Source organism: Pseudomonas cichorii (genome assembly GCF_015471405.1).
Lineage (GTDB): Bacteria > Pseudomonadota > Gammaproteobacteria > Pseudomonadales > Pseudomonadaceae > Aquipseudomonas > Aquipseudomonas serbiensis.
In genome coordinates this window covers 101,237-119,306 of the sequence record NZ_BLVZ01000001.1, presented here as the reverse complement: position 1 = coordinate 119,306, position 18,070 = coordinate 101,237, and the positions used below count along the sequence as shown (strand labels likewise).

Annotated in this window: 18 protein-coding genes; 7 read left to right on the top strand and 11 right to left on the bottom strand. The window is 57.9% G+C overall.

Annotation, left to right across the window (positions count from 1 at the left end; all coding sequences use genetic code 11):
* Position 1: 1 nt before the first annotated feature.
* Positions 2-256: a hypothetical protein gene (locus tag JL015_RS00500; RefSeq protein ID WP_201000403.1), complete on the bottom strand. Its 255-nt coding sequence runs from the start codon at positions 254-256 to the stop codon at positions 2-4.
* A 255-nt stretch (positions 257-511) separates the two neighbouring features.
* On the opposite strand from JL015_RS00500, the gene JL015_RS00495 reads away from it, so the two are divergent.
* On the top strand, positions 512-829 hold the full coding sequence (locus tag JL015_RS00495; protein ID WP_201000402.1) for a DUF883 family protein: 318 nt from the start codon (positions 512-514) through the stop codon (positions 827-829).
* Positions 830-876: 47 nt separating this feature from the next.
* Here JL015_RS00495 and JL015_RS00490 read toward each other — a convergent pair whose 3' ends face one another.
* The gene (locus JL015_RS00490) at positions 877-1,233 is read right to left on the bottom strand and encodes an SPOR domain-containing protein (RefSeq protein ID WP_201016971.1); all 357 of its coding nucleotides are present in this window, start codon (positions 1,231-1,233) and stop codon (positions 877-879) included.
* Positions 1,234-1,634: 401 nt separating this feature from the next.
* On the opposite strand from JL015_RS00490, the gene JL015_RS00485 reads away from it, so the two are divergent.
* The 5 genes from JL015_RS00485 (at position 1,635) to JL015_RS00465 (ending at position 5,921) form a co-directional block, all read left to right on the top strand.
* Positions 1,635-2,246, top strand: coding sequence for a paraquat-inducible protein A (locus JL015_RS00485; protein WP_374063352.1), 612 nt, complete (start codon positions 1,635-1,637; stop codon positions 2,244-2,246).
* Positions 2,243-2,857 carry a paraquat-inducible protein A gene (locus JL015_RS00480; RefSeq protein WP_201016969.1) on the top strand — a complete coding sequence of 205 codons (615 nt, stop codon included), beginning with the start codon at positions 2,243-2,245 and terminating at the stop codon, positions 2,855-2,857. Before JL015_RS00485 ends, JL015_RS00480 begins: the two co-directional genes overlap by 4 nt.
* A complete protein-coding gene (locus JL015_RS00475) occupies positions 2,850-4,526 on the top strand; it encodes a PqiB family protein (protein ID WP_201000398.1) in 1,677 nt (558 codons plus the stop codon). Before JL015_RS00480 ends, JL015_RS00475 begins: the two co-directional genes overlap by 8 nt.
* Positions 4,523-5,146 (top strand): PqiC family protein, encoded by a 624-nt coding sequence (locus JL015_RS00470; RefSeq protein ID WP_201016968.1) that lies wholly within the window; start codon positions 4,523-4,525, stop codon positions 5,144-5,146. The genes JL015_RS00475 and JL015_RS00470 overlap by 4 nt, the downstream gene beginning before the upstream one ends.
* A 337-nt stretch (positions 5,147-5,483) precedes the next feature.
* Positions 5,484-5,921 (top strand): helix-turn-helix domain-containing protein, encoded by a 438-nt coding sequence (locus JL015_RS00465; protein WP_201016967.1) that lies wholly within the window; start codon positions 5,484-5,486, stop codon positions 5,919-5,921.
* 67 nt (positions 5,922-5,988) lie between these two features.
* Here JL015_RS00465 and JL015_RS00460 read toward each other — a convergent pair whose 3' ends face one another.
* The 8 genes from JL015_RS00460 to JL015_RS00425 all read right to left on the bottom strand — a co-directional run bounded on the left by JL015_RS00460 (position 5,989) and on the right by JL015_RS00425 (position 15,754).
* Positions 5,989-8,424 carry a TonB-dependent receptor gene (locus JL015_RS00460; protein ID WP_201016966.1) on the bottom strand — a complete coding sequence of 812 codons (2,436 nt, stop codon included), beginning with the start codon at positions 8,422-8,424 and terminating at the stop codon, positions 5,989-5,991.
* Positions 8,425-8,487: 63 nt separating this feature from the next.
* A complete protein-coding gene (locus tag JL015_RS00455; RefSeq protein WP_201016965.1) occupies positions 8,488-9,462 on the bottom strand; it encodes a FecR domain-containing protein in 975 nt (324 codons plus the stop codon).
* Positions 9,459-9,971, bottom strand: a complete 513-nt coding sequence (locus JL015_RS00450; protein WP_201016964.1) for a sigma-70 family RNA polymerase sigma factor — start codon at positions 9,969-9,971, stop codon at positions 9,459-9,461. Before JL015_RS00450 ends, JL015_RS00455 begins: the two co-directional genes overlap by 4 nt.
* A gap of 178 nt (positions 9,972-10,149) precedes the next feature.
* A complete protein-coding gene (gene araH / locus JL015_RS00445) occupies positions 10,150-11,115 on the bottom strand; it encodes an L-arabinose ABC transporter permease AraH (protein ID WP_025260057.1) in 966 nt (321 codons plus the stop codon).
* A gap of 41 nt (positions 11,116-11,156) precedes the next feature.
* Complete coding sequence (gene araG, locus JL015_RS00440; RefSeq protein ID WP_201016962.1) at positions 11,157-12,683, bottom strand: L-arabinose ABC transporter ATP-binding protein AraG; 1,527 nt, start codon at positions 12,681-12,683, stop codon at positions 11,157-11,159.
* A gap of 222 nt (positions 12,684-12,905) precedes the next feature.
* On the bottom strand, positions 12,906-13,910 hold the full coding sequence (locus JL015_RS00435) for a substrate-binding domain-containing protein (RefSeq protein WP_201016961.1): 1,005 nt from the start codon (positions 13,908-13,910) through the stop codon (positions 12,906-12,908).
* A 123-nt stretch (positions 13,911-14,033) separates the two neighbouring features.
* Positions 14,034-14,852 (bottom strand): SDR family oxidoreductase, encoded by an 819-nt coding sequence (locus tag JL015_RS00430; RefSeq protein WP_201000379.1) that lies wholly within the window; start codon positions 14,850-14,852, stop codon positions 14,034-14,036.
* Between the two features lie 29 nt (positions 14,853-14,881).
* Entirely contained in the window at positions 14,882-15,754 is an 873-nt protein-coding gene (locus tag JL015_RS00425; protein WP_201016959.1) for an SMP-30/gluconolactonase/LRE family protein, read from the bottom strand.
* A gap of 210 nt (positions 15,755-15,964) precedes the next feature.
* On the opposite strand from JL015_RS00425, the gene JL015_RS00420 reads away from it, so the two are divergent.
* Positions 15,965-17,113: an aldose epimerase family protein gene (locus JL015_RS00420; RefSeq protein WP_201016957.1), complete on the top strand. Its 1,149-nt coding sequence runs from the start codon at positions 15,965-15,967 to the stop codon at positions 17,111-17,113.
* Positions 17,114-17,167: 54 nt separating this feature from the next.
* Here JL015_RS00420 and JL015_RS00415 read toward each other — a convergent pair whose 3' ends face one another.
* Entirely contained in the window at positions 17,168-18,061 is an 894-nt protein-coding gene (locus tag JL015_RS00415) for a metal ABC transporter substrate-binding protein (RefSeq protein WP_201016956.1), read from the bottom strand.
* Positions 18,062-18,070: the final 9 nt, after the last annotated feature.

The window sequence follows — 18,070 nt, the reverse complement described above, 5'->3', positions numbered from 1 at the left end:
TTTACTTGGCTGCCGCCATGAGGCGATTCACTTCACTGCGGACCATGTTGGCGTATTCCGGCGGGCTCATGGCATCCAGTTCAGAACGAACCCATTCCGACCACTTTCCCTTGCGCTTGGATCTTTCACCCATCAGGCGAGCCGCTTCACCTTTGGCCTTGCCCAGGTTGCTCTGCCAGAGTTCGAACAAGCGGGACTTCTCATCCTCAATGGCAGCGCGTTCGGGGAGAGACCGGTTGGCCAGATTGAAACTCATAGCGTTCACCTACTACCTACGACTAAAAACGGCTGCATCTTACACCCTGGTCCTTCGCGAATGAATTCGCTCCTACAGTTTTTGCAGCGTGAAGGCTGTGCAGGAGCGAATTCATTCGCGAGGCGGCATACCTGGCAGTGAATCTTTTATGGGGTCTACCGGGCCCTTTGCGAATGATGACTTGTGCAATTGCAACTTTCCGCAACACTCAGGACTCCATTGAGGAACACTGCCATCAACTGAAAGGAAAACATCATGGCTCGTAAAAACGCTGCGCAAAGTACTGCCGATCAGATCAAGGATCAGGCATTCAGCGAATTGCAGGCTCTGATCGAAGAATCAGACAAACTGCTCAAGGACAGCGCTGCACTGGTAGGCGAAGAAGCGGAAACCCTGCGCGCCCAATTGAGCCTGAAGCTCAAACAGGCACTGGAATCGGTTTCCAGCGTGCGTGATCGCACAAAGCCTGTGGTCGAAGCGACTGAAACCTATATTGGCGGGCATCCATGGCAGACCGTGGCCATTTCTGCCGGATTCGGTCTGGTGGTAGGGCTGTTGCTGGGACGTCGCTGATTCACACCAGCGCGGCCCGTCAATACGGGTCGCGCTGGCTCAACGCATTACTGATTACGCTCGATGACAACCGGCGCAGCCAACCGGTGAGACTTGGCAACCTTGGCCAACAGGCCGACTCGCTGTTCTTCTGCCTGCTCGGGGCTCTGGAACGGACCAATCAACAACTGCTGCTTGCCGTCGATGGTGACCACTACCGGCGCATAGCTACGTTCGAGCAACCAGGCACTGATATCGCTGACCGCCTCTTTGGAGTTCATCTGAATGAACCACTGCGGAGTCGACACCTGTGGAGCCTGAGCTGTCGGCTCGGCCTTGTCGCGGGCCGATGGCCGAGAGTTTCCTGCATCGCATCCGGCCAGCACCAACGTCAGCGCTGCCATAATCATTACCGTCTTGCGCACGTAAGTCTGCTCCTCGTCTGAAGTGGCGCGAGTCTAGCATTACTGCCTTCGGGTTTGAGGCGCTGTGTCGAGGTGACGCAGGGTGGCCTTGCACCTATCGACGCCCTGTTCGCCGCTACAGGGCTGGCTGTGCATGAAGCCGGGCGTAACTTGCCATCATGTAATGAAATGTTTCTCCACGCTGTCTTCCAGATGACAACAGCGTTACAAAATAATGGCGCAATGACATGGGAACGACAACCGATACATGAGGTCAATGGTTCACCTTGGCTGTTTATAAAAGAACAGCTGTTTACACAGAAAAACATGCCGTAATGCCATTAACGAGGTATCTTCCCGTCCTCGTTTTTTTCAACCCGGCAAATCCTGCATCAACGGCGTCGATGACCACTGTGCATTCCATGAAACCTCTGTCGGACCTGATTATCTGCGAGCACTGTGACTCGCTGTATGAAGCCCAGCCCCTCAAGGCAGGCGAGTCGGCACATTGCCTGCGTTGCAAGGCATTGCTGGGCCGCGGCCATCGCCTGACCATCGAGCAATTGCTGGCCCTGACCGTTGCCGCCGCCCTGCTGTTCATGTTCGCCAACTTCTTTCCGGTGATCAGCATCAGCATGAAGGGCCTGACCAACGAAGTGACCTTATGGGAATCGGTGGAAGCTCTTGCCCAGGGGCGCATCACGATCATTGCACTGGTGGCAGGCCTGTCGATCATCCTTGCACCTCTGTTGCAGATCGCCCTGCTGTTCTGGCTGCTGCTGCACGCTCATAACGGGGTCATTGCCCCTGGCTTCAAGGCCTGCATGCGCGCACTGGAACATTTGCGCCCCTGGAGCATGCTGGAAGTGTGCATGCTCGGCATTCTGGTGGCCATCATCAAGCTCTCGGGGATGCTCGATGTTCATCCCGGCCTTGGCCTGTGGGCCATGGCGATGCTGATGGTGCTGATCCTGCTGATCGCCAACAAGGATATCCGCCGCCTGTGGGATGAACTGGGAGTCCAGCCAGGATGAACGGCATTCCCTTCGCCCATGAACAGAATTTGTGCCTGTGTCATACCTGCGGCTATGCCTGCCCGCAAGAAGCCCATCAGTGCCCGCGCTGCGACTCGCCCGTGCATCGACGCAAACCAAACAGCATTGCCCGGACCTGGGCGTTCCTGATTGCCGGACTGATTTTCTACGTCCCGGCCAATGTGCTGCCTGTGATGTACACCACTCTGCTGGGCAACAGCAGCCAGAACACCATCATGAGTGGCGTGGTGGAGTTCTTCAAAAGTGGCTCATGGGATATTGCCCTGCTTATTTTCATCGCCAGCGTCGTGGTGCCTTGTGTGAAGTTTCTGGTCCTGGGCATGCTCTTGATCACCTGCCAGCGGCGCAGTCGCTGGGCCATGCTTGAGCGTGCGCGGCTTTATCGGTTCATTGAACTGATCGGCTATTGGTCGATGCTCGATGTGCTGGTCGTCGCCCTGGTCGCCTCTCTTGTACAGTTCCGTGAGCTGAGCACCATCGAGCCGATGATCGGCATTCTGTTTTTTGGTCTGGTAGTGGTGATGACGATGTTCGCCGCCATGAGTTTCGATCCCCGGCTTATCTGGGATGCAGAGGTTGAAGATGTCTGACAATAACGTCCCCCCTTCGCCGTTACTTCGTCCTGAAGTCAAACGTCGTCGAATGCGTGTTTCGCTTATCTGGCTGGTGCCGATCGTGGCAGGGCTCATAGGCCTGTCCATGGCCTTTCACGACTGGATGAACATAGGCCCGCGCATCACCATCAGCTTCCAGACGGCTGAAGGCCTTGAGGCCAACAAGACCCAGGTCAAGTACAAGAACGTGGTGATCGGCATGGTGACTTCCATCACCCTGAGCGAAGACCGCACACACGTACTGGCGTCCGTCGATCTCAACAACACCGCAACGCCTTTCACCCGGGTGGACAGCCAGTTCTGGGTAGTGCGGCCGCGCATCGGCGCCCATGGCGTGTCGGGGGTCGACACCTTGCTGTCGGGCGCATTCATTGGTGCCGACGCGGGTAACTCGCAGGAAACCAAGAACGACTTTACCGGCCTCGAGACACCGCCTCCGGTGACCTTCGGCGAGAAAGGCAAGCGCTTTACCCTGCACACCGACGATCTGGGCTCGCTGGATATCGGCTCACCGGTCTATTACCGCCGCATTCAGGTTGGTCAGGTAGTGGCCTATGAGCTGTCCAGGGACGGCAAAGGTGTCGATGTCCAGATTTTCATCAACTCTCCGAACGACCAGTACATCACCACTGACACGCGATTCTGGAATGCCAGCGGCGTGGACGTGACCGTCGGCACTGCGGGCCTGAAAATCAATACCCAGTCACTGACCTCGATCCTTTCCGGTGGCATCGCATTCCGCGAGCCGAACTGGAGCCCGGAATCCAAGCCGGCCGACGAAAACGCCGAGTTCAAGATATTCGATGACCAGGCCACTGCCCTGGCACCGCCGGACGGTGAGCCGCGCTATATACGCATGCGCTTCAACCAGTCGCTGCGCGGGCTTGCAGTCAATTCCCCGGTGGACTTTCTGGGTGTGAACATTGGCAAGGTGGTTTCGGTGGATCTGGATTACGACCCTGCAACCGGGACATTCCCGAGCATTGTCGGCGCCGTCATCTACCCCAACCGCCTGGGAGCGGCCGAGTCCAAGCTGCGGCAGCTGGGTGGTCGCGGCAACGAAGACGAGCAATCGGCAAGAATCCTCAATGCCTTCGTCAATAACGGACTGCGTGCCCAGGCTCGCACCGGCAACCTGCTGACCGGCCAGTTGTACATTGCGATGGAGTTCGACCCCAAGGCACCCAAGGTGACATTCAACCCCAAGGCCAGGCCCCTGGAGATTCCCACCGTACCGGGTAACTTCGACAAGTTGCAGGAGCAACTGCAAGCCTTCGTCGACAAGCTCAGCAAAGTGCCGATCGATGAACTGGCCAGCAACCTCAATGGCAACCTGATCGAGCTGCAGAAAACCCTCAAGCAGGTCAACGGCAGCGTCTTGCCGCAAATGCGCGGCACGTTGCAGCAGGCAGAAAAAACCCTGAGCAGCGCCAACGAAACATTGGGTGAAGACTCTCCGGGTCGCCAGCAACTGACCCAGGCCATGGAAGAAGTGCAGCGCACTGCCCGCTCGGTGCGTGTACTGACCGACTTCCTCAGCCGTCACCCTGAATCGCTGATTCGCGGCCGCACCGGTGATGCTGCGCCGGGTTCATACAAAGCGCCGTCTTCATCCCGTGCAATCGATCTGGAGCCAAAACAATGACCTTGCGCCTGAAACTGATGGTATTGGCTGCTGCGCTGGGCCTGAGTGCCTGCTCATCGACGCCGACCCGTTACTACACGCTGATCGCCCCCATGAACTCGGCCACCGTGCCCAGTGCGCAGCCTGCGCCGTTCCAGTTCGAGATGCTGCCGGTGCTGATGCCCGTCCAGGTTGACCAGCCACCGCTGGTGGTGCGTCAGGGCGATGGCAGCCTGGCGATTCTGGATACCGAACGCTGGGGTTCGCCACTGGGCGACGAGTTTCACGATGCGCTGACCGCCCAGCTGGAACGCCGCTTCGGTAGCCGCGACATGGCGGGACTGCCAAAGGACAGCGGGCAGCCAGTGCTTTCATTACGCACCGATGTCAGACGCTTCGAGTCGGTCCCTGGCCAGTACGCACTGATTGATGTGGTCTGGAGTCTGAGCCTGCGCAACACAGGTGCAACGGCAGGCAACAAGCGCCTCAACCTGACCTGCAGCAGCGTGATCCGCGAACAGGCTGGATTGGGTATGGAAAACCTGATCCTGGCTCACCAGCAGGCCGTCTCGAAACTCGCACAGGAAATTGCCGGCACCGCACAGGGCTGGGCACAGAATCCTTCCTCACGATGCCTCTGAAAACCGACTCAAAGGCCCCGTAACAGGGGCCTTTTCTATTGTGCAGGCTTTATTGGTTGCATAAGAAAGACGGAAAACCCACCGAAAAACTTATATATATAAGTGCAAATAAGTATAAAACAGTATCAAAAGCACCCAATAGGCCATTACACTCGCGATTAAATACAGCATCGCTGTGCAGCTATCTTCACCTCGGCAATTGTTTACCTGAATGATGTCGACTTTTGCTTATTGATCAGTCGTGCCGGATATGTCTGTAAGGTCATGGAATCCCTTACACACTCCTTACAATTCTGCCACAGCCTTCTTCAGGCAGGCGCTTCTAGAGGACAACTGAATGCCCGGAATTGGCCCCCGCCTCAAACGAGAACGAATAAGACTCAAGCTGTCACAAAGCACGCTGGGCGCTATTGGGGGTGTTGAAACCAATGCCCAGAGCAATTACGAGAACGGCATACGCTCACCCAGAGCCGACTATCTGGCCCGTATTTCAGACGCTGGCATCGATGTTACCTATGTAGTGACGGGCTTCAGCCTTGAGCGCCCTCTCCCCACTCTGGAGACTCATGACACGAGCGAGCGCCTGAATCGCGTCATATCGCGTCTGCATAAAAACCTGCATGAAGTCACGCAGAACATCTACCACATGGCTCGATTACTCGAAAACCATGAAAATACCTCGATCAGGTCACAAGTCGACAATATCAAGGAAGAAGCGGAAGCCATTACAGTTGCGGCAGTACGCTTGATCTACGTGAGTTCAAAGCTGAATTGATCTCCCGACCTTGTCCCATAAGGTCGAAGCGGCATTCGATCGTCTACGGAATGCCGCTGCAACAGTCTTAAAAGCCGACAGTCGCCGACACCAGATAAGTTCTCGGTGTCGATAATGTAAGGCCCGCCGCACTGTCTGACGAAGTTGCCGCCGATGCCCAGTAGGTTTTATCGAGCACGTTTTCTACAGAAGCACGCACTGTGACCGGATTATCGCCCAGTTTGAAAGCATAACGGCCACCGACGTCATAACGCTCCCATGAATCGATTTTCTGGTTATTGGCAGCATCCAGATATTGCGATCCCGTATGAATGGCACGGGCGGTCAGCGTCAGGCCAGGCAGGCGATTGATATCCCACTCCACACCCATATTGGCGTTGACCTCCGGCGAGCCGGTACCGCGATTGCCATCGAAAGTGCCCAGTGCGGTTTTGGTCTGCTCACTGTCAAGTAACATGACGCCACCCAGCAGCCGTACACCCGGCAAGGGTTCACCGAACATATTCAACTCGACACCCTGATTGCGCAGTTCGCCATCAGGATTGAAGTTGCCTTGGGCATCGGTGATGTAGGCCGGCTGTTCTATGCGGAATACACTCAGGCTGGTGCCAAAAGTGCCATGGTCATACTTCACGCCGACTTCCGTCTGCCTGGACTTGTACGGTGCAAACACTTCGTCGCTGTTAGTGGCAGTCGTGGGCGCAGTCTCGCCCTGGCTAAGGCCTTCCATATAGTTGGCATACAGCGAGATCGAGTCGGTGGCCTTGATCACCAGCCCCATGGCGGGAGAAGTGGCGCGTTCGTCGTAGCGCTGCCCCAGCGCACCATTGGAATAGCTGTCCACTTCAACCCGCTGCAAGCGAGCGCCCAGAGTCAACAGCACGCGGTCGTCAAGAAAGCTCAAGGTATCGGCCAGCGCAATACTGGTGAACAGGTTCTCGGTATGAGTCGAGGTATCGAAGCGGTTTGGCGCACCCGGATACGGCAATACCACCGGGTTATAGAGATTGCTGGTACGAGGCTGGTAACGTTCGCCGGCGTTATCGAACTCGAAGTCGAAACGGTTGAGGCTGATATTCAGCGTATGCCCCACCGGCCCGGTGTTGAACCAGCTACGCGCACCGACGGTGAACGTCTTGACTTCCTCGTCACGACGAAAGGTACGCGGCGTCACGGTAAAGTTGCCACTGCTGGTGGTGACCGGAACGGTATGACGCAGGAAGTCGTAGTTGCCTTTACGGGCACCGGCTGCGGCGTAGACCATCACCGAATCACTGAGATCGAACTCCCCACGCAGCGCACCGAAGGAATCCTTGGAGTGAGAATACGTCCAGGGCTGGGCGATATTGCGACGAATGTCTTTGGCCTTGGGCATCGCAATACCGGCTGCCACTTCGACCCGCTCGATGGGCGCATCGGCATAACGCTCCTGCTCCCCGAGATCCAGCGACATGCGCATACGGTCTTCACGCCAGTCCAGCCCGATGACCGAAGCTTCACGCTCGACTTTCTGGTGATCCCATTCGGTATCGCCCGATTGCCGCACCCCGTTGTAACGCACACCGAAGCGTTGGTTATCGCCAAACCGGCGCCCGATATCCACATGCCCGCCGAATTGCCCCGCAGAGGCAAAACTGCCGGTGAACTCGGTCAACGGCTCACTGCCGGCACGCTTGGGCTCGATATTGATATTGCCGCCTACACTGCCGCGCGGAACGATGCCACCCAATAACGCGCCGGGCCCTTTGAGGATATCGACCCGCTCGACCATCTCCATGTCGATGGAGTACGTCGGCAGCACGCCATACAGCCCGCCAAACGACACATCGCTGTTGAACAGGCTGAAACCACGGATGGAGAACTGCTCGAAACGTCCGCCTGCCGGGTTGGTGGTACGCACCGACGGGTCGCTGGCTACCACATCCCCAAGGGTACGAGCCTGCTGGTTCTTGATCACGGTGCTGGTATAGGACGTCTGATTGAACGGCGTCTCCATGAAGTCACGGTCACCCAGCATGCCCTGAGAACCGCTGCGGGCTACCTGGCCACCGGCGTAAACGTCACCCTGCCCGTCCAGCCGACTACCGTCGATGGAAGTATTGGGCAAGACCATCGAGCCGTTTTCTGCGACAGGTGCAGGCACCAGCGTATAGGACTGATTGCCGAGCGGTTGCAATTGCAGTCCGGAGCCTTGCAGCAAAAGCGTGAAGCCCTCATCGACAGGGTATTCGCCATCCAGCCCCTTGCTGTTGCGACCGGCCACCAGTGCCGGGTCTACGGAAAGGCTGACGCCAGACAGCGCAGCAAAGCGGGTCAAGGCGGCACTCAGGCTGCCAGCCGGAATCTGATAACTGCGCCGCACAGACTCCTCGGCCTGGACCGAAGCCATGAATACCGGCGCGACGCCAAGACCGATCACCACGCTGGCCTGGCAACTCATATGCAGCAACGGAGCCATGCCAAAACGGGCAAGACGCAGGCGACGCAAGAAAACTACGGGCATTGGAGCACTCTCTTTTGTGTTCACTTGAGAGAGATGACAAGCGACGAAAAAAAAAGGGACACGTCAGGCAGAAATATTTCGAGGTCCCAGGGTGATCCAGTATCGTGTCCGCGAATGCACCTGTACAGGCAGGCTTGCAACCAGCAAATCCAGAATGCGATCGGTATCGTCCAGCCGGAACGAGCCGGTCACCCTCAAGGCCTCCAGCTCGGGTTCCCAGCGCAGAATGCCGGGGCGATAGCGGTTGAGTTCGGTCAGGAAACTCCCCAGCGGGCGATTTTCTACGGTCAACACGCCCTGGCGCCAGTCCGGTTGGCGGGCGTCGAAGCGTTCGACCGCAGTAACACCTTGAGCAGTCAGGGCTGCCCGTTCGCCCCCCTTGAGACGTAAGGTCGCGCCTTGTCTGGACAGCAGATCGACACTGCCGCTCGCCACCGAAACCCGGCAACGGTGCTCGTCCTGTCGAATACACAGTTCGGCACCGTTGGCGATGATATGGCCCATGCGGGTGTTGATGCTCACGGCTGGCGCATTGCCGACCATGGTCAAGGCAATCTCCCCTTCGATCAACAATAACTGGCGCCTGCCGTCCAGGAAGTCGAGATCCACGGCACTGGCGGTATTGAGTTGCAGTTGACTGCCATCGGGCAGGCGCAAGGTCTTGCGCTCGCCGGTTGCAGTGCGCAGATCGGCGCGCCAGGCCCTGACGGGCAACTGACTGCTGACGATCCAGCCACCGGGAATCAGCGCCGCAATAACCAGCGCACGCTTGAGAATCGCCCGGCGCGTCGGCTCGCTTCGCTTGAGGTCTGCCCGATCGAGGCTGGCCATGGCCAGTTCGGGCGGCAGTTCGGAGAAACGTTGACGCAAGCCTTGTGCCCGCTGCCAAACCTGCTCATGGCTTGGGCATTGCTCGCGCCAGCGCTGCAATTGTTCGTGCTCCTGGGCACTGGCAGTCCCGGACTCCAGCAACGCCAGCCAGTAGGCAGCAGCATGCGCCACTTGCCGGGCCTGCTCATCACGCGCCATGTCACTCATAGCTCGGCCATCAGGCAATGTGCATAGGCCTGTGCCATGTAGCGTTTCACGGTACGTTCGGACACCTTCAGCCTGAGTGCGATCTGCGCATAACCCAGACCTTCAAGCTGCGACCAGAGAAACGCCCGACGCACCACCACCGGCAAGTCGTCGAGTAACTCATCCAGTGCCTGCAGGGTCTGCAACAGGATCCAGCGCTGCTCGGGAGATGGAACGGCCTCTTCGGGCAATGTCGCCAAAGCCTCCATATAAGCCTGTTCAAGGCTGCGCCGCTTGTAATGATTGATCAGCAGCCGCTTGCCCACGGTCACCAGATAGGCACGCGGCTCACGCAGGTTAGCCAAGGGTTCGCTCTGCCAGGTGGCCATGATCCGCAAGAACGTATCCTGACTGAGATCGGCGGCATCCCACGCATTGCCCAAGCGGCACCGTAGCCAGTTTTCCAGCCAGCTACGGTGATCACGATAGAAGTTGTCCAGGCCAGGCGATGACCCTGCTGCATCACTCATTCGAAGGCCATCCACGACAGCGACTTAAAATGAGAATCATTCTATTTAATTCATGTCAGCGAGCCAACCTGTTTCTAGAACTCACTTATGAAGTGGGAGCGAATTCATTCGCGAAAATCCGCATATCCGGCACAGGTATGTTGCCGAATTTCGTTTCGCGAATAAATTCGCTATACATTCAGCGGCGCTTCAGCCTGTCGATAATCACCGCCAGCAACAGAATGGTGCCGCGAATGACGTACTGGTAGAAGGTGTCGATGTTCTTGAGGTTCATCGCATTCTCGATGATCGCCAGAATCAGCACACCCGCGATCACATGGCGAATCATGCCGATACCGCCGCTCAGCGAGACGCCGCCCAACACACAGGCCGAGATGACTGTCAGCTCGAAGCCCTGGCCGATCATGGGTTGCCCGGAAGTCATGCGTGAAGCCAGCACCACGCCGGCAAGCGCACCAATCAGGCCATGTACGGCAAAGATGATGATCTTGGTCCGGTCGACATGCACACCCGCCAGCAAGGCCGCCTCCTGATTGCCGCCGATGGCCATGGTGTTGCGGCCATAGGTGGTGTAGTTGAGCAACCAGCCAAAGAAGATAAAGCAGGCGATGGTGATCAGGATCGGTACCGGCACGCCATAGAACTGGCCGTTGCCGAAGACGAAGAAGTCCTCGTTGGAAACCCCCACAGCCTTGCCGTTGGAAAAGATATACGCCAGCCCGCGAACGATCTGCATGGTCGCCAGGGTCGTGATCAGGGCATTGATGCGCAGCTTGGCGATGACGATGCCGTTGATCAGCCCCACCAGCAGGCCCATCGCCAGGGCGGCGCTTACGCCGAGGAATACGCTGTCGGTATCGCGAATCACGATCCCGGCAATAACCCCGGCACAAGCCAGTACCGAACCGACCGACAGGTCGAAGTGCCCGGAAGCCAGGCAATAAAGCATGGTGCAGGCGGCAATGCCCACGGTGGAAATTGCCAGACCCAACCCGCGCATGTTCAGCGGCGACAGGAAGTTATCGATGAACACCGCACACAGCATGAAAATGCCCAGTGCAGCCAGCAACATGACCCATTCATCGAGAAAGCGGCGCATATTCACGCCCTGACGGGGAGCCCGCAGGCTGGTTTCGGTAGACATACGCACCTCTTTTTTATTGTTCATGGTCGTAGACCAAAGGTTCAGCCGCGTGAGCGGGGTAATGCCAGTTGTAGAAGTCGCGACTCATCGGCCTCGTCGCGGTTGAGTTCACCGGTAATCGCCCCTTCGCTCATGACCAGAATGCGGTCTGAGATGCCCATGACTTCCATCAGGTCGCTGGACACGACAATCACCGCGATGCCTTGCGCCGCCAGGTTATGGATGATCTGGTAAATCTCGGATTTGGCACCGATATCAATGCCTCGGGTGGGCTCGTCCAGCAGCAGGACTTTCATCGGCATCGACAACCAGCGACCCAGAATCGCCTTCTGCTGATTACCACCGGAAAGAAAGACTATCTGCTGATCCGGCGAAGGCGTCTTGACGTTCATCGCCCGAATCTGTTTTTCGGCGTTCTCGCGTTCCCAACGTCCTTGAAGCAGGCAACCCAGGCTCAGATGCCGGGACCGGGCGCCGATATTGATGTTCTCGGCCACACTGGACAGCGGCACGATGCCTTCTTTCTTGCGGTCCTCCGGGCAGAGCAATATGCCAGCGGCAATCGCGTCCCGAGGAGACTTCAAGGTCAGCGGCTTGCCGTCCAGTTGCAGCGTGCCAGCCTTGCTGCGGGTCATGCCGGACAACAGGCGAAACAGCTCGGTACGACCGGCACCGACCAGCCCGAAGAAACCCAGCACTTCGCCCTTCTCGACCGCGAAACTGACCGGTTCCTGCAACCCTGGCCCGAGCAGCCCGGTGACGCGCAGGCTCGGGCCTTGATGCTCACGGGGCCGATAGTCATAGATATCCTGGATATCGCGCCCGACCATGCAGGTCACCAGACGATCATGGTCAAGCTCCGCCATGTCCTCGAAGGTGCGTACGAAACGCCCGTCCTTGAACACCGTCACGGCATCGCAGATGCGGAAGATTTCTTCCATGCGATGGGACACGTAAAGAATCACCCTGCCCTCGTCGCGCAATTTGGCGATGATCGCCATCAAGCGGTCGATCTCACGCGCCGACAGGCTGCTGGTGGGTTCATCGAAGGCAATCACATGGGCATTGCGCGACATGGCCTTGGCGATTTCCACCAATTGCCGCAGCCCCAGCGACAAATCCCCGAGACGCATGCCCGGATCGATTTCGTCGGCAAGCCCCTTGAGCAGTTCCGTGGCCTGACGCAGCATGAGCCGACGATTGATCATCCCGAAGCGATTGGGCATATGCCCCAGCAGCAGGTTTTCTGCCACGGTCATTTCCGGCACCAGATACAGCTCCTGGTGAATCACTGCGACACCCGCCGCGATGCTGTCCGCAGTGGACCTGAACTGATGGGTGTTTTCACCGATCTGCAAGGTCCCGCTGTTGGGTGTATAGGAGCCACCCAGTATTTTCAGCAATGTGGACTTGCCAGCCCCGTTCTCGCCCATCAAGGCATGTACGCTGCCGGGATTGGCCTGGAAGCTGATGTCCGACAGCGCCTTGACGCCGGGAAAGACCTTGCCGATGCCGCTGAAGCGCAAGGCACCACCGGCCGCTTGCTGTTGTTCGATTGCCTGCTGCATGAACTGTCCTCCTCACTCGCGAAGGGGCCTGAGATCAGGCCCCCTTGAACTCACTTACACAGACAAATGCCGATCAGTTGAGGCATACCTGTTACTTGTGGGAGGGGCCTTGGCCGCGACGACCTGCTTACAGGCAACATATTTTCAGTGCCTTTACATATGCTGTCGCGGCCAAGGCCCCTCCCACGGATTGTGAGTCCAGCCCCTCTTAACTGACTGGCATTACTTCCACAGACCGATCTTGGTCAGTACTTCCTGGAAGTTGGCCCGAGTAATGAGTGTCACGTCGTCCATGGCGGTGTACTTGGGAGGTTCTTCGCCGGTCGTGACCCATTTGAACATCTGGTAGGCGGTGTCATAGCCTTCCTTGTCCGGGCTGGGCAGCATCGAACCGAAGAAGCCGCTTTCCTTCTTTTTCAGTTCATCGATTGCGTCGGTGCCATTGATGCCGATACCGATCACGTTGGCTGGCTTGAAGCCGTTGGTGGCTGTGGCACGCACACCGCCGAGCACGGTGTTGTCGTTCATGCCACCAATGATCAGGTTCTTGGCATTACCCGGCAGTTTCGGCAGCGCCGAGTTGGTCGCATCCATACTGCCCGGCACATCGAGGGTCTTCTGGGCAGTGAAGAGGATATGGTTTTCCGGCAGGCCGGCTTTTTTCAGCGCATCCACAGAGCCGTCGGTGCGTTTCTTGCCGGTATCCAGCTCGTTGTAGGTATTGATGATGGCGTAGGTTTCTTTCCAGTCCCAATTGCGGTTTTTCGCCTCGGCCGCCATGGCCTCGCCTTGTTTCTGACCCACCTCGAAAGCGGCCATGCCCAGGTACGGCACGTCTTCCATGAAGTTGCCCTTGGCATCGACGAAACGATCATCCACCGCCATGACCTTCAATCCCAACGCCTTGGCCTTGGCGACGATGGCCGGGCCGAGGGAAACATCGGGCGGGCAGATGACAAAACCCTTGGCGCCGTTGGCTGCCAGGCTGTCGATGGCTGCCAGGGTTTTCTCGCCGTCAGGTACGGCAATCTTGAGCACCGTGAAGCCGTGCTCCTTGCCAGCCTTGTCGGCAAAGGCCCATTCGGTCTGGAACCAGGGTTCTTCGGGTTGCTTGACCAGAAAGCCGATTTTCACTTCTTCGGCAGCATGGAGGATGCCACTCATGCCCAGGATGGCAGTGGTAACAGCGGCGCAGCATAGGGAACGAATCCCGTGACGACTCAACATAGCTAACTCCTTATTTTTATTGAATAGCTACAGCGTCCAACAATGTGAGGCTCCAGGCTCTGTACACCGGAAACCCGCTAAATAGTCATACCATATCGACAGGAACAGCAATGTAACCGAGTGTCACTCGTGATAAAGCACCGAGCGACCGCCATCGATCATGATGCAACTGGCATTGATGAACGGCGCCTCATCAGTGGCCAGGAACAGTGCGGTCATCGCCACCTCGATGGGCTGGCCGATACGTTTGGGCGGATGCAGATCGAAGGCGCGTTGCCGCTCGGCCTGTGGGTCATCGAAGCCGTTCCAGTAATCGACGTTGAGCTGGGTTTCGATATAGCCCGGCGCGATGGCGTTGACCCGGATGCCCTTGGGCGCGTATTCGATACCCAGGGCCCGGGTCAGACCCAGCAGGCCATGCTTGGCGACCGGATAGGGAAAACAGCCGGGAATGATGTTGCTCGAATGGGTCGAGGCGATATTGATGATGTTGCCCGCGCCCTGCTCCAGCATTTTCGGCAAGACACTGCGGCAGCCATACCAGGCACCATCCAGATCGATGGCGAAACAGCGCTTCCAGTCCTCGTCGCTCATCTCCAGCGGGTCGCGGAACACATTGACCCCGGCGCAGTTGATCAGCACATCGACCCGGCCAAAATGCTCGATGGCCAGATCCACCATGCTGCGCCATTGATCCTGCTGCGTGACATCGACCTTGAGCGCGTGGACCTCGGCCCCTTGCTCGCGCCACTTCGCCGCCACCTGCTCGACCTTTTCGCCCTGCACATCACTGATGATCAGCCTGGCCTGCTGCGCCTGAAAACACGCCACGATGGCTTCGCCAATCCCCTGTGCAGCGCCGGTCACCAGCACCACCTTGCCTTTGAGGCGTTCACCGCGAACCGGCTCGGGAACCGGGGGTAACGACAAAGGTATCGCCATGTTCAACTCTCCTTGGATGCAATGAAAATTCAGCCTGCGAAGCGCGGGCAAATCTGCCCGGCGACGCCCACATCGGCCTTGAGTACCGCGCCATCGAGCTGGCCATGGGCATCGGCCGGTGCAGCGCTGGTGACATAGAGCGTAGACAGGTCGGGGCCGCCAAAAACACAACTGGTGGGATGGCTGACAGGCAGGTCGATCACCCGGTCAACGCTGCCATCGGGGGCAAAGCGGATCAGGCAGCTTCCACCCCAGCGTGCATTCCAGACATAGCCTTCGGCATCCATGGCCGAGCCGTCCGGTGCGCCGCGAGGGTGTTGCTGCGCCCACACCTGGCGCTCGCCCAGGCTGCCGTCAGTCAGAATCGGGTATTGGTAGATAACGCCATCGAGGGTATCGGCGCTGTAGAGCACTGTGCCTTGGGCATTCCACAGCAGGGTGTTGACGATGCCCTGCCCGTCCAGCAGGTGCGTGACCTTTGCATCCGGGTCCACACGAAACAGACCACCGGAGCGGCGCACCAGCGGCAAGTCACCGCCATCGGCATCCAGATTGTTCTGCATGCTGCCCAGCCACAGGCGCCCCTGAGCATCGCAGCGCGATTCGTTTGCACGGTTGCCCGCCACAGGATCGGCCACGCACAGCAATGAAACGGAAGTCTTTGGCGAATCAAGGTCCAGGCGATACACACCACTGGCCAGGGTCACCAGAGCATCGCCCTTATCGGTGGGAATGAATGCGGAAACCGCCTCGGGCAGACGCCATTGGCTGTATTGCCCCTGAACCAGCCGACAAGCCAGACGCCCGGCGATATCGACCCAGTACAAGGCTTGTTGCTCAAGGTCCCAGAAAGGGCCTTCAGCCAGTTTGAAGCGGTGCTCGGAAAGAGGCTGCCAATGCATGAACGGTGTCCTTTTTTATTTTTCTTAGGAACTGCCTCTACTAAATAGTATTACGATTTATTTTTCAAGCGGCTTTTTATCGACTATAAATCCTTGCATCGGATTAAAACCGATCAAATAGTCTTACCAATTTGCTGCCTGCCAGCGAAATCCAACGATGCGTTGCGCTACCGTCACCTTTCACAACAACAATAAAAGTGAGTAGAACAGATGAAAAATCACGCTCTTCTCAGCAGCCTTGGACTGTCACTGATGATCTCCACCCTGACCGCACAAGCCGCCGCACTGTCCAGCGAACATAGCACCTTCGGCAAACTGCCCGATGGCACGCCCATCGAGAAGTACACCCTGCACAACAGTCATGGCCTGCAAGCCAGCATCATTACCTACGGCGCAACCCTGCAAGCGCTCAAGGTGCCGGACAGGAACGGCAAGGTCGAAGACGTCGTTCTGGGCTTCGATGACGTGCAGGGTTATCAGGCCAATGGCACCGTGTATTTCGGTGCGACTATCGGCCGTTTCGGCAACCGTCTGGCGGGAGGCACATTCAAGCTGGACGGCAAGACCTACCACATCCCGCTCAACGACAAGACCAACGCGCTGCATGGCGGCAATCAGGGTTTTGACAAGCGCATCTGGAAAGCAGAAAGCATCAAGAGCAATGGCTCGGTCGGAGTGAAACTGAGCTACCTGTCGCCCGATGGCGAGATGGGGTTTCCCGGCGCGCTGCTGACAGAAGTCACCTACAGCCTCAACGACCAGAACGAGCTGAAGATCGACTACCGTGCCACCACCGACAAGCCCACGGTGCTGAACCTGACCAACCACAGCTATTTCAATCTGGCGGGCGCTGGCAACGGCGATATTCTCCAGCAGGTGGCGACTCTGCACGCCTCCCGTTACACGCCGGTCAACGACAAGCTGATCCCTACCGGTGAACTGGCCCCGGTGGCCGGCACGCCAATGGACTTCCTCAAGCCAACGGCCATCGGCAAGAACATCAAGGCCGACCATCAGCAACTCAAATACGCTGAACCCAAGCAAGGCGGCTTTGACTTCAACTGGGTGCTGGACACAAAGGGTGACATCAGCAAACTTGCGGCAGAAGTCAGTGACCCGCAGTCAGGTCGTCACCTGCAACTGTTCACCACCGAGCCTGGTGTGCAGCTGTATACCGGCAACTTTCTGGACGGCAGCATCCATGGCAAGGCCGGCAAGGTCTACCCGCACTGGGGCGCCTTCACCCTGGAAACACAGCACTACCCCGATGCGCCCAACCAGCCCGCCTTCCCCAGTACGCGACTGGACCCTGGCAAGCCTTACACCCAGACCACCATCTTCAAGTTTCTGAATCATTGAGAAGGTGTGTTTCTGTGGGAGCGAATTCATTCGCGAATGAATTCGCTCCTACGCTCACTGGCCCTTCATCGCCGTAGTCAGCTTGTCGACGTTATAGCGGAACATCTGCGCATAGCTAGCCGCCGGGCCATCCGCGGGTGACAAGGCCTCGACGTACAGCTCACCACCTGGCTGCGCTCCACTGGCATCGGCGATCTGCTTGACCAGACGCGGGTCACCGGAGTTCTCGAAGAAATAGGCCGTCACGTGTTCGCTCTTGATCTGGCGGATCAGTTTTGCGACATCCGCAGCCGAAGCTTGCGACTCAGTGGAAAAACCCAAGGGCGACAGGAATGTCACACCATAGGCATCACCGAAGTAACCGAACGCATCGTGGGAAGTGAGGATCTTGCGCTTCGACTCGGGCACCGACTGGATCTGGTCCCTGGCGTAGAGGTCCAGTTGCTGCAATTGCACGATATAGCGTTGACCATTGGCCTCGTAGACGCTGGCACCTTCAGGGTCCGCCTTCTTGAGCGCGGCAATGATATTGCGCACATAGATCACACCGTTGGCGGCGCTGTTCCAGGCATGGGGATCGGTGATGAGCTTGCCGTCCTCCTGCATGTAACGGGTCTTGATGCCATCGGACAACACGACCGGCTGACCCTTGTAGCCAGACGCCTTGATCAGGCGGTCCATCCAGCCCTCCAGATGCAGGCCGCTGACGAACGTCAGATCAGCACTCCTCAGGGCCTGGGCATCACGCGGGGTGGGTTCGTAAACATGAGGGTCGCCATTGGGGCCGATCAGCGACGTCACGTGAACCCGCTCGCCACCGACGTTACTGACCATGTCGGCAATCACCGTGAACGAAGCCACCGCCTCCAGAGGCTTGGCCTGGGCAAGACTTGCAAACGCCGACAGCACAATCGCCGCCATTGAGCTCAACATCATCAATCGTTTCATGACATGCCC

What these genes read in the sequence shown, in the direction of transcription:
- JL015_RS00465 (WP_201016967.1), top strand. Translation starts at nt 5,484, where the DNA reads ATGCCCGGAATTGGCCCCCGCCTCAAACGAGAACGAATAAGACTCAAG.
- araH (WP_025260057.1), bottom strand. Translation starts at nt 11,115, where the DNA reads ATGTCTACCGAAACCAGCCTGCGGGCTCCCCGTCAGGGCGTGAATATG.
- JL015_RS00460 (WP_201016966.1), bottom strand. Translation starts at nt 8,424, where the DNA reads ATGCCCGTAGTTTTCTTGCGTCGCCTGCGTCTTGCCCGTTTTGGCATG.
- JL015_RS00480 (WP_201016969.1), top strand. Translation starts at nt 2,243, where the DNA reads ATGAACGGCATTCCCTTCGCCCATGAACAGAATTTGTGCCTGTGTCAT.
- JL015_RS00430 (WP_201000379.1), bottom strand. Translation starts at nt 14,852, where the DNA reads ATGGCGATACCTTTGTCGTTACCCCCGGTTCCCGAGCCGGTTCGCGGT.
- JL015_RS00475 (WP_201000398.1), top strand. Translation starts at nt 2,850, where the DNA reads ATGTCTGACAATAACGTCCCCCCTTCGCCGTTACTTCGTCCTGAAGTC.
- JL015_RS00450 (WP_201016964.1), bottom strand. Translation starts at nt 9,971, where the DNA reads ATGAGTGATGCAGCAGGGTCATCGCCTGGCCTGGACAACTTCTATCGT.
- JL015_RS00485 (WP_374063352.1), top strand. Translation starts at nt 1,635, where the DNA reads ATGAAACCTCTGTCGGACCTGATTATCTGCGAGCACTGTGACTCGCTG.
- JL015_RS00495 (WP_201000402.1), top strand. Translation starts at nt 512, where the DNA reads ATGGCTCGTAAAAACGCTGCGCAAAGTACTGCCGATCAGATCAAGGAT.
- JL015_RS00435 (WP_201016961.1), bottom strand. Translation starts at nt 13,910, where the DNA reads ATGTTGAGTCGTCACGGGATTCGTTCCCTATGCTGCGCCGCTGTTACC.
- JL015_RS00455 (WP_201016965.1), bottom strand. Translation starts at nt 9,462, where the DNA reads ATGAGTGACATGGCGCGTGATGAGCAGGCCCGGCAAGTGGCGCATGCT.
- JL015_RS00425 (WP_201016959.1), bottom strand. Translation starts at nt 15,754, where the DNA reads ATGCATTGGCAGCCTCTTTCCGAGCACCGCTTCAAACTGGCTGAAGGC.
- JL015_RS00415 (WP_201016956.1), bottom strand. Translation starts at nt 18,061, where the DNA reads ATGAAACGATTGATGATGTTGAGCTCAATGGCGGCGATTGTGCTGTCG.
- JL015_RS00420 (WP_201016957.1), top strand. Translation starts at nt 15,965, where the DNA reads ATGAAAAATCACGCTCTTCTCAGCAGCCTTGGACTGTCACTGATGATC.
- araG (WP_201016962.1), bottom strand. Translation starts at nt 12,683, where the DNA reads ATGCAGCAGGCAATCGAACAACAGCAAGCGGCCGGTGGTGCCTTGCGC.
- JL015_RS00500 (WP_201000403.1), bottom strand. Translation starts at nt 256, where the DNA reads ATGAGTTTCAATCTGGCCAACCGGTCTCTCCCCGAACGCGCTGCCATT.
- JL015_RS00470 (WP_201016968.1), top strand. Translation starts at nt 4,523, where the DNA reads ATGACCTTGCGCCTGAAACTGATGGTATTGGCTGCTGCGCTGGGCCTG.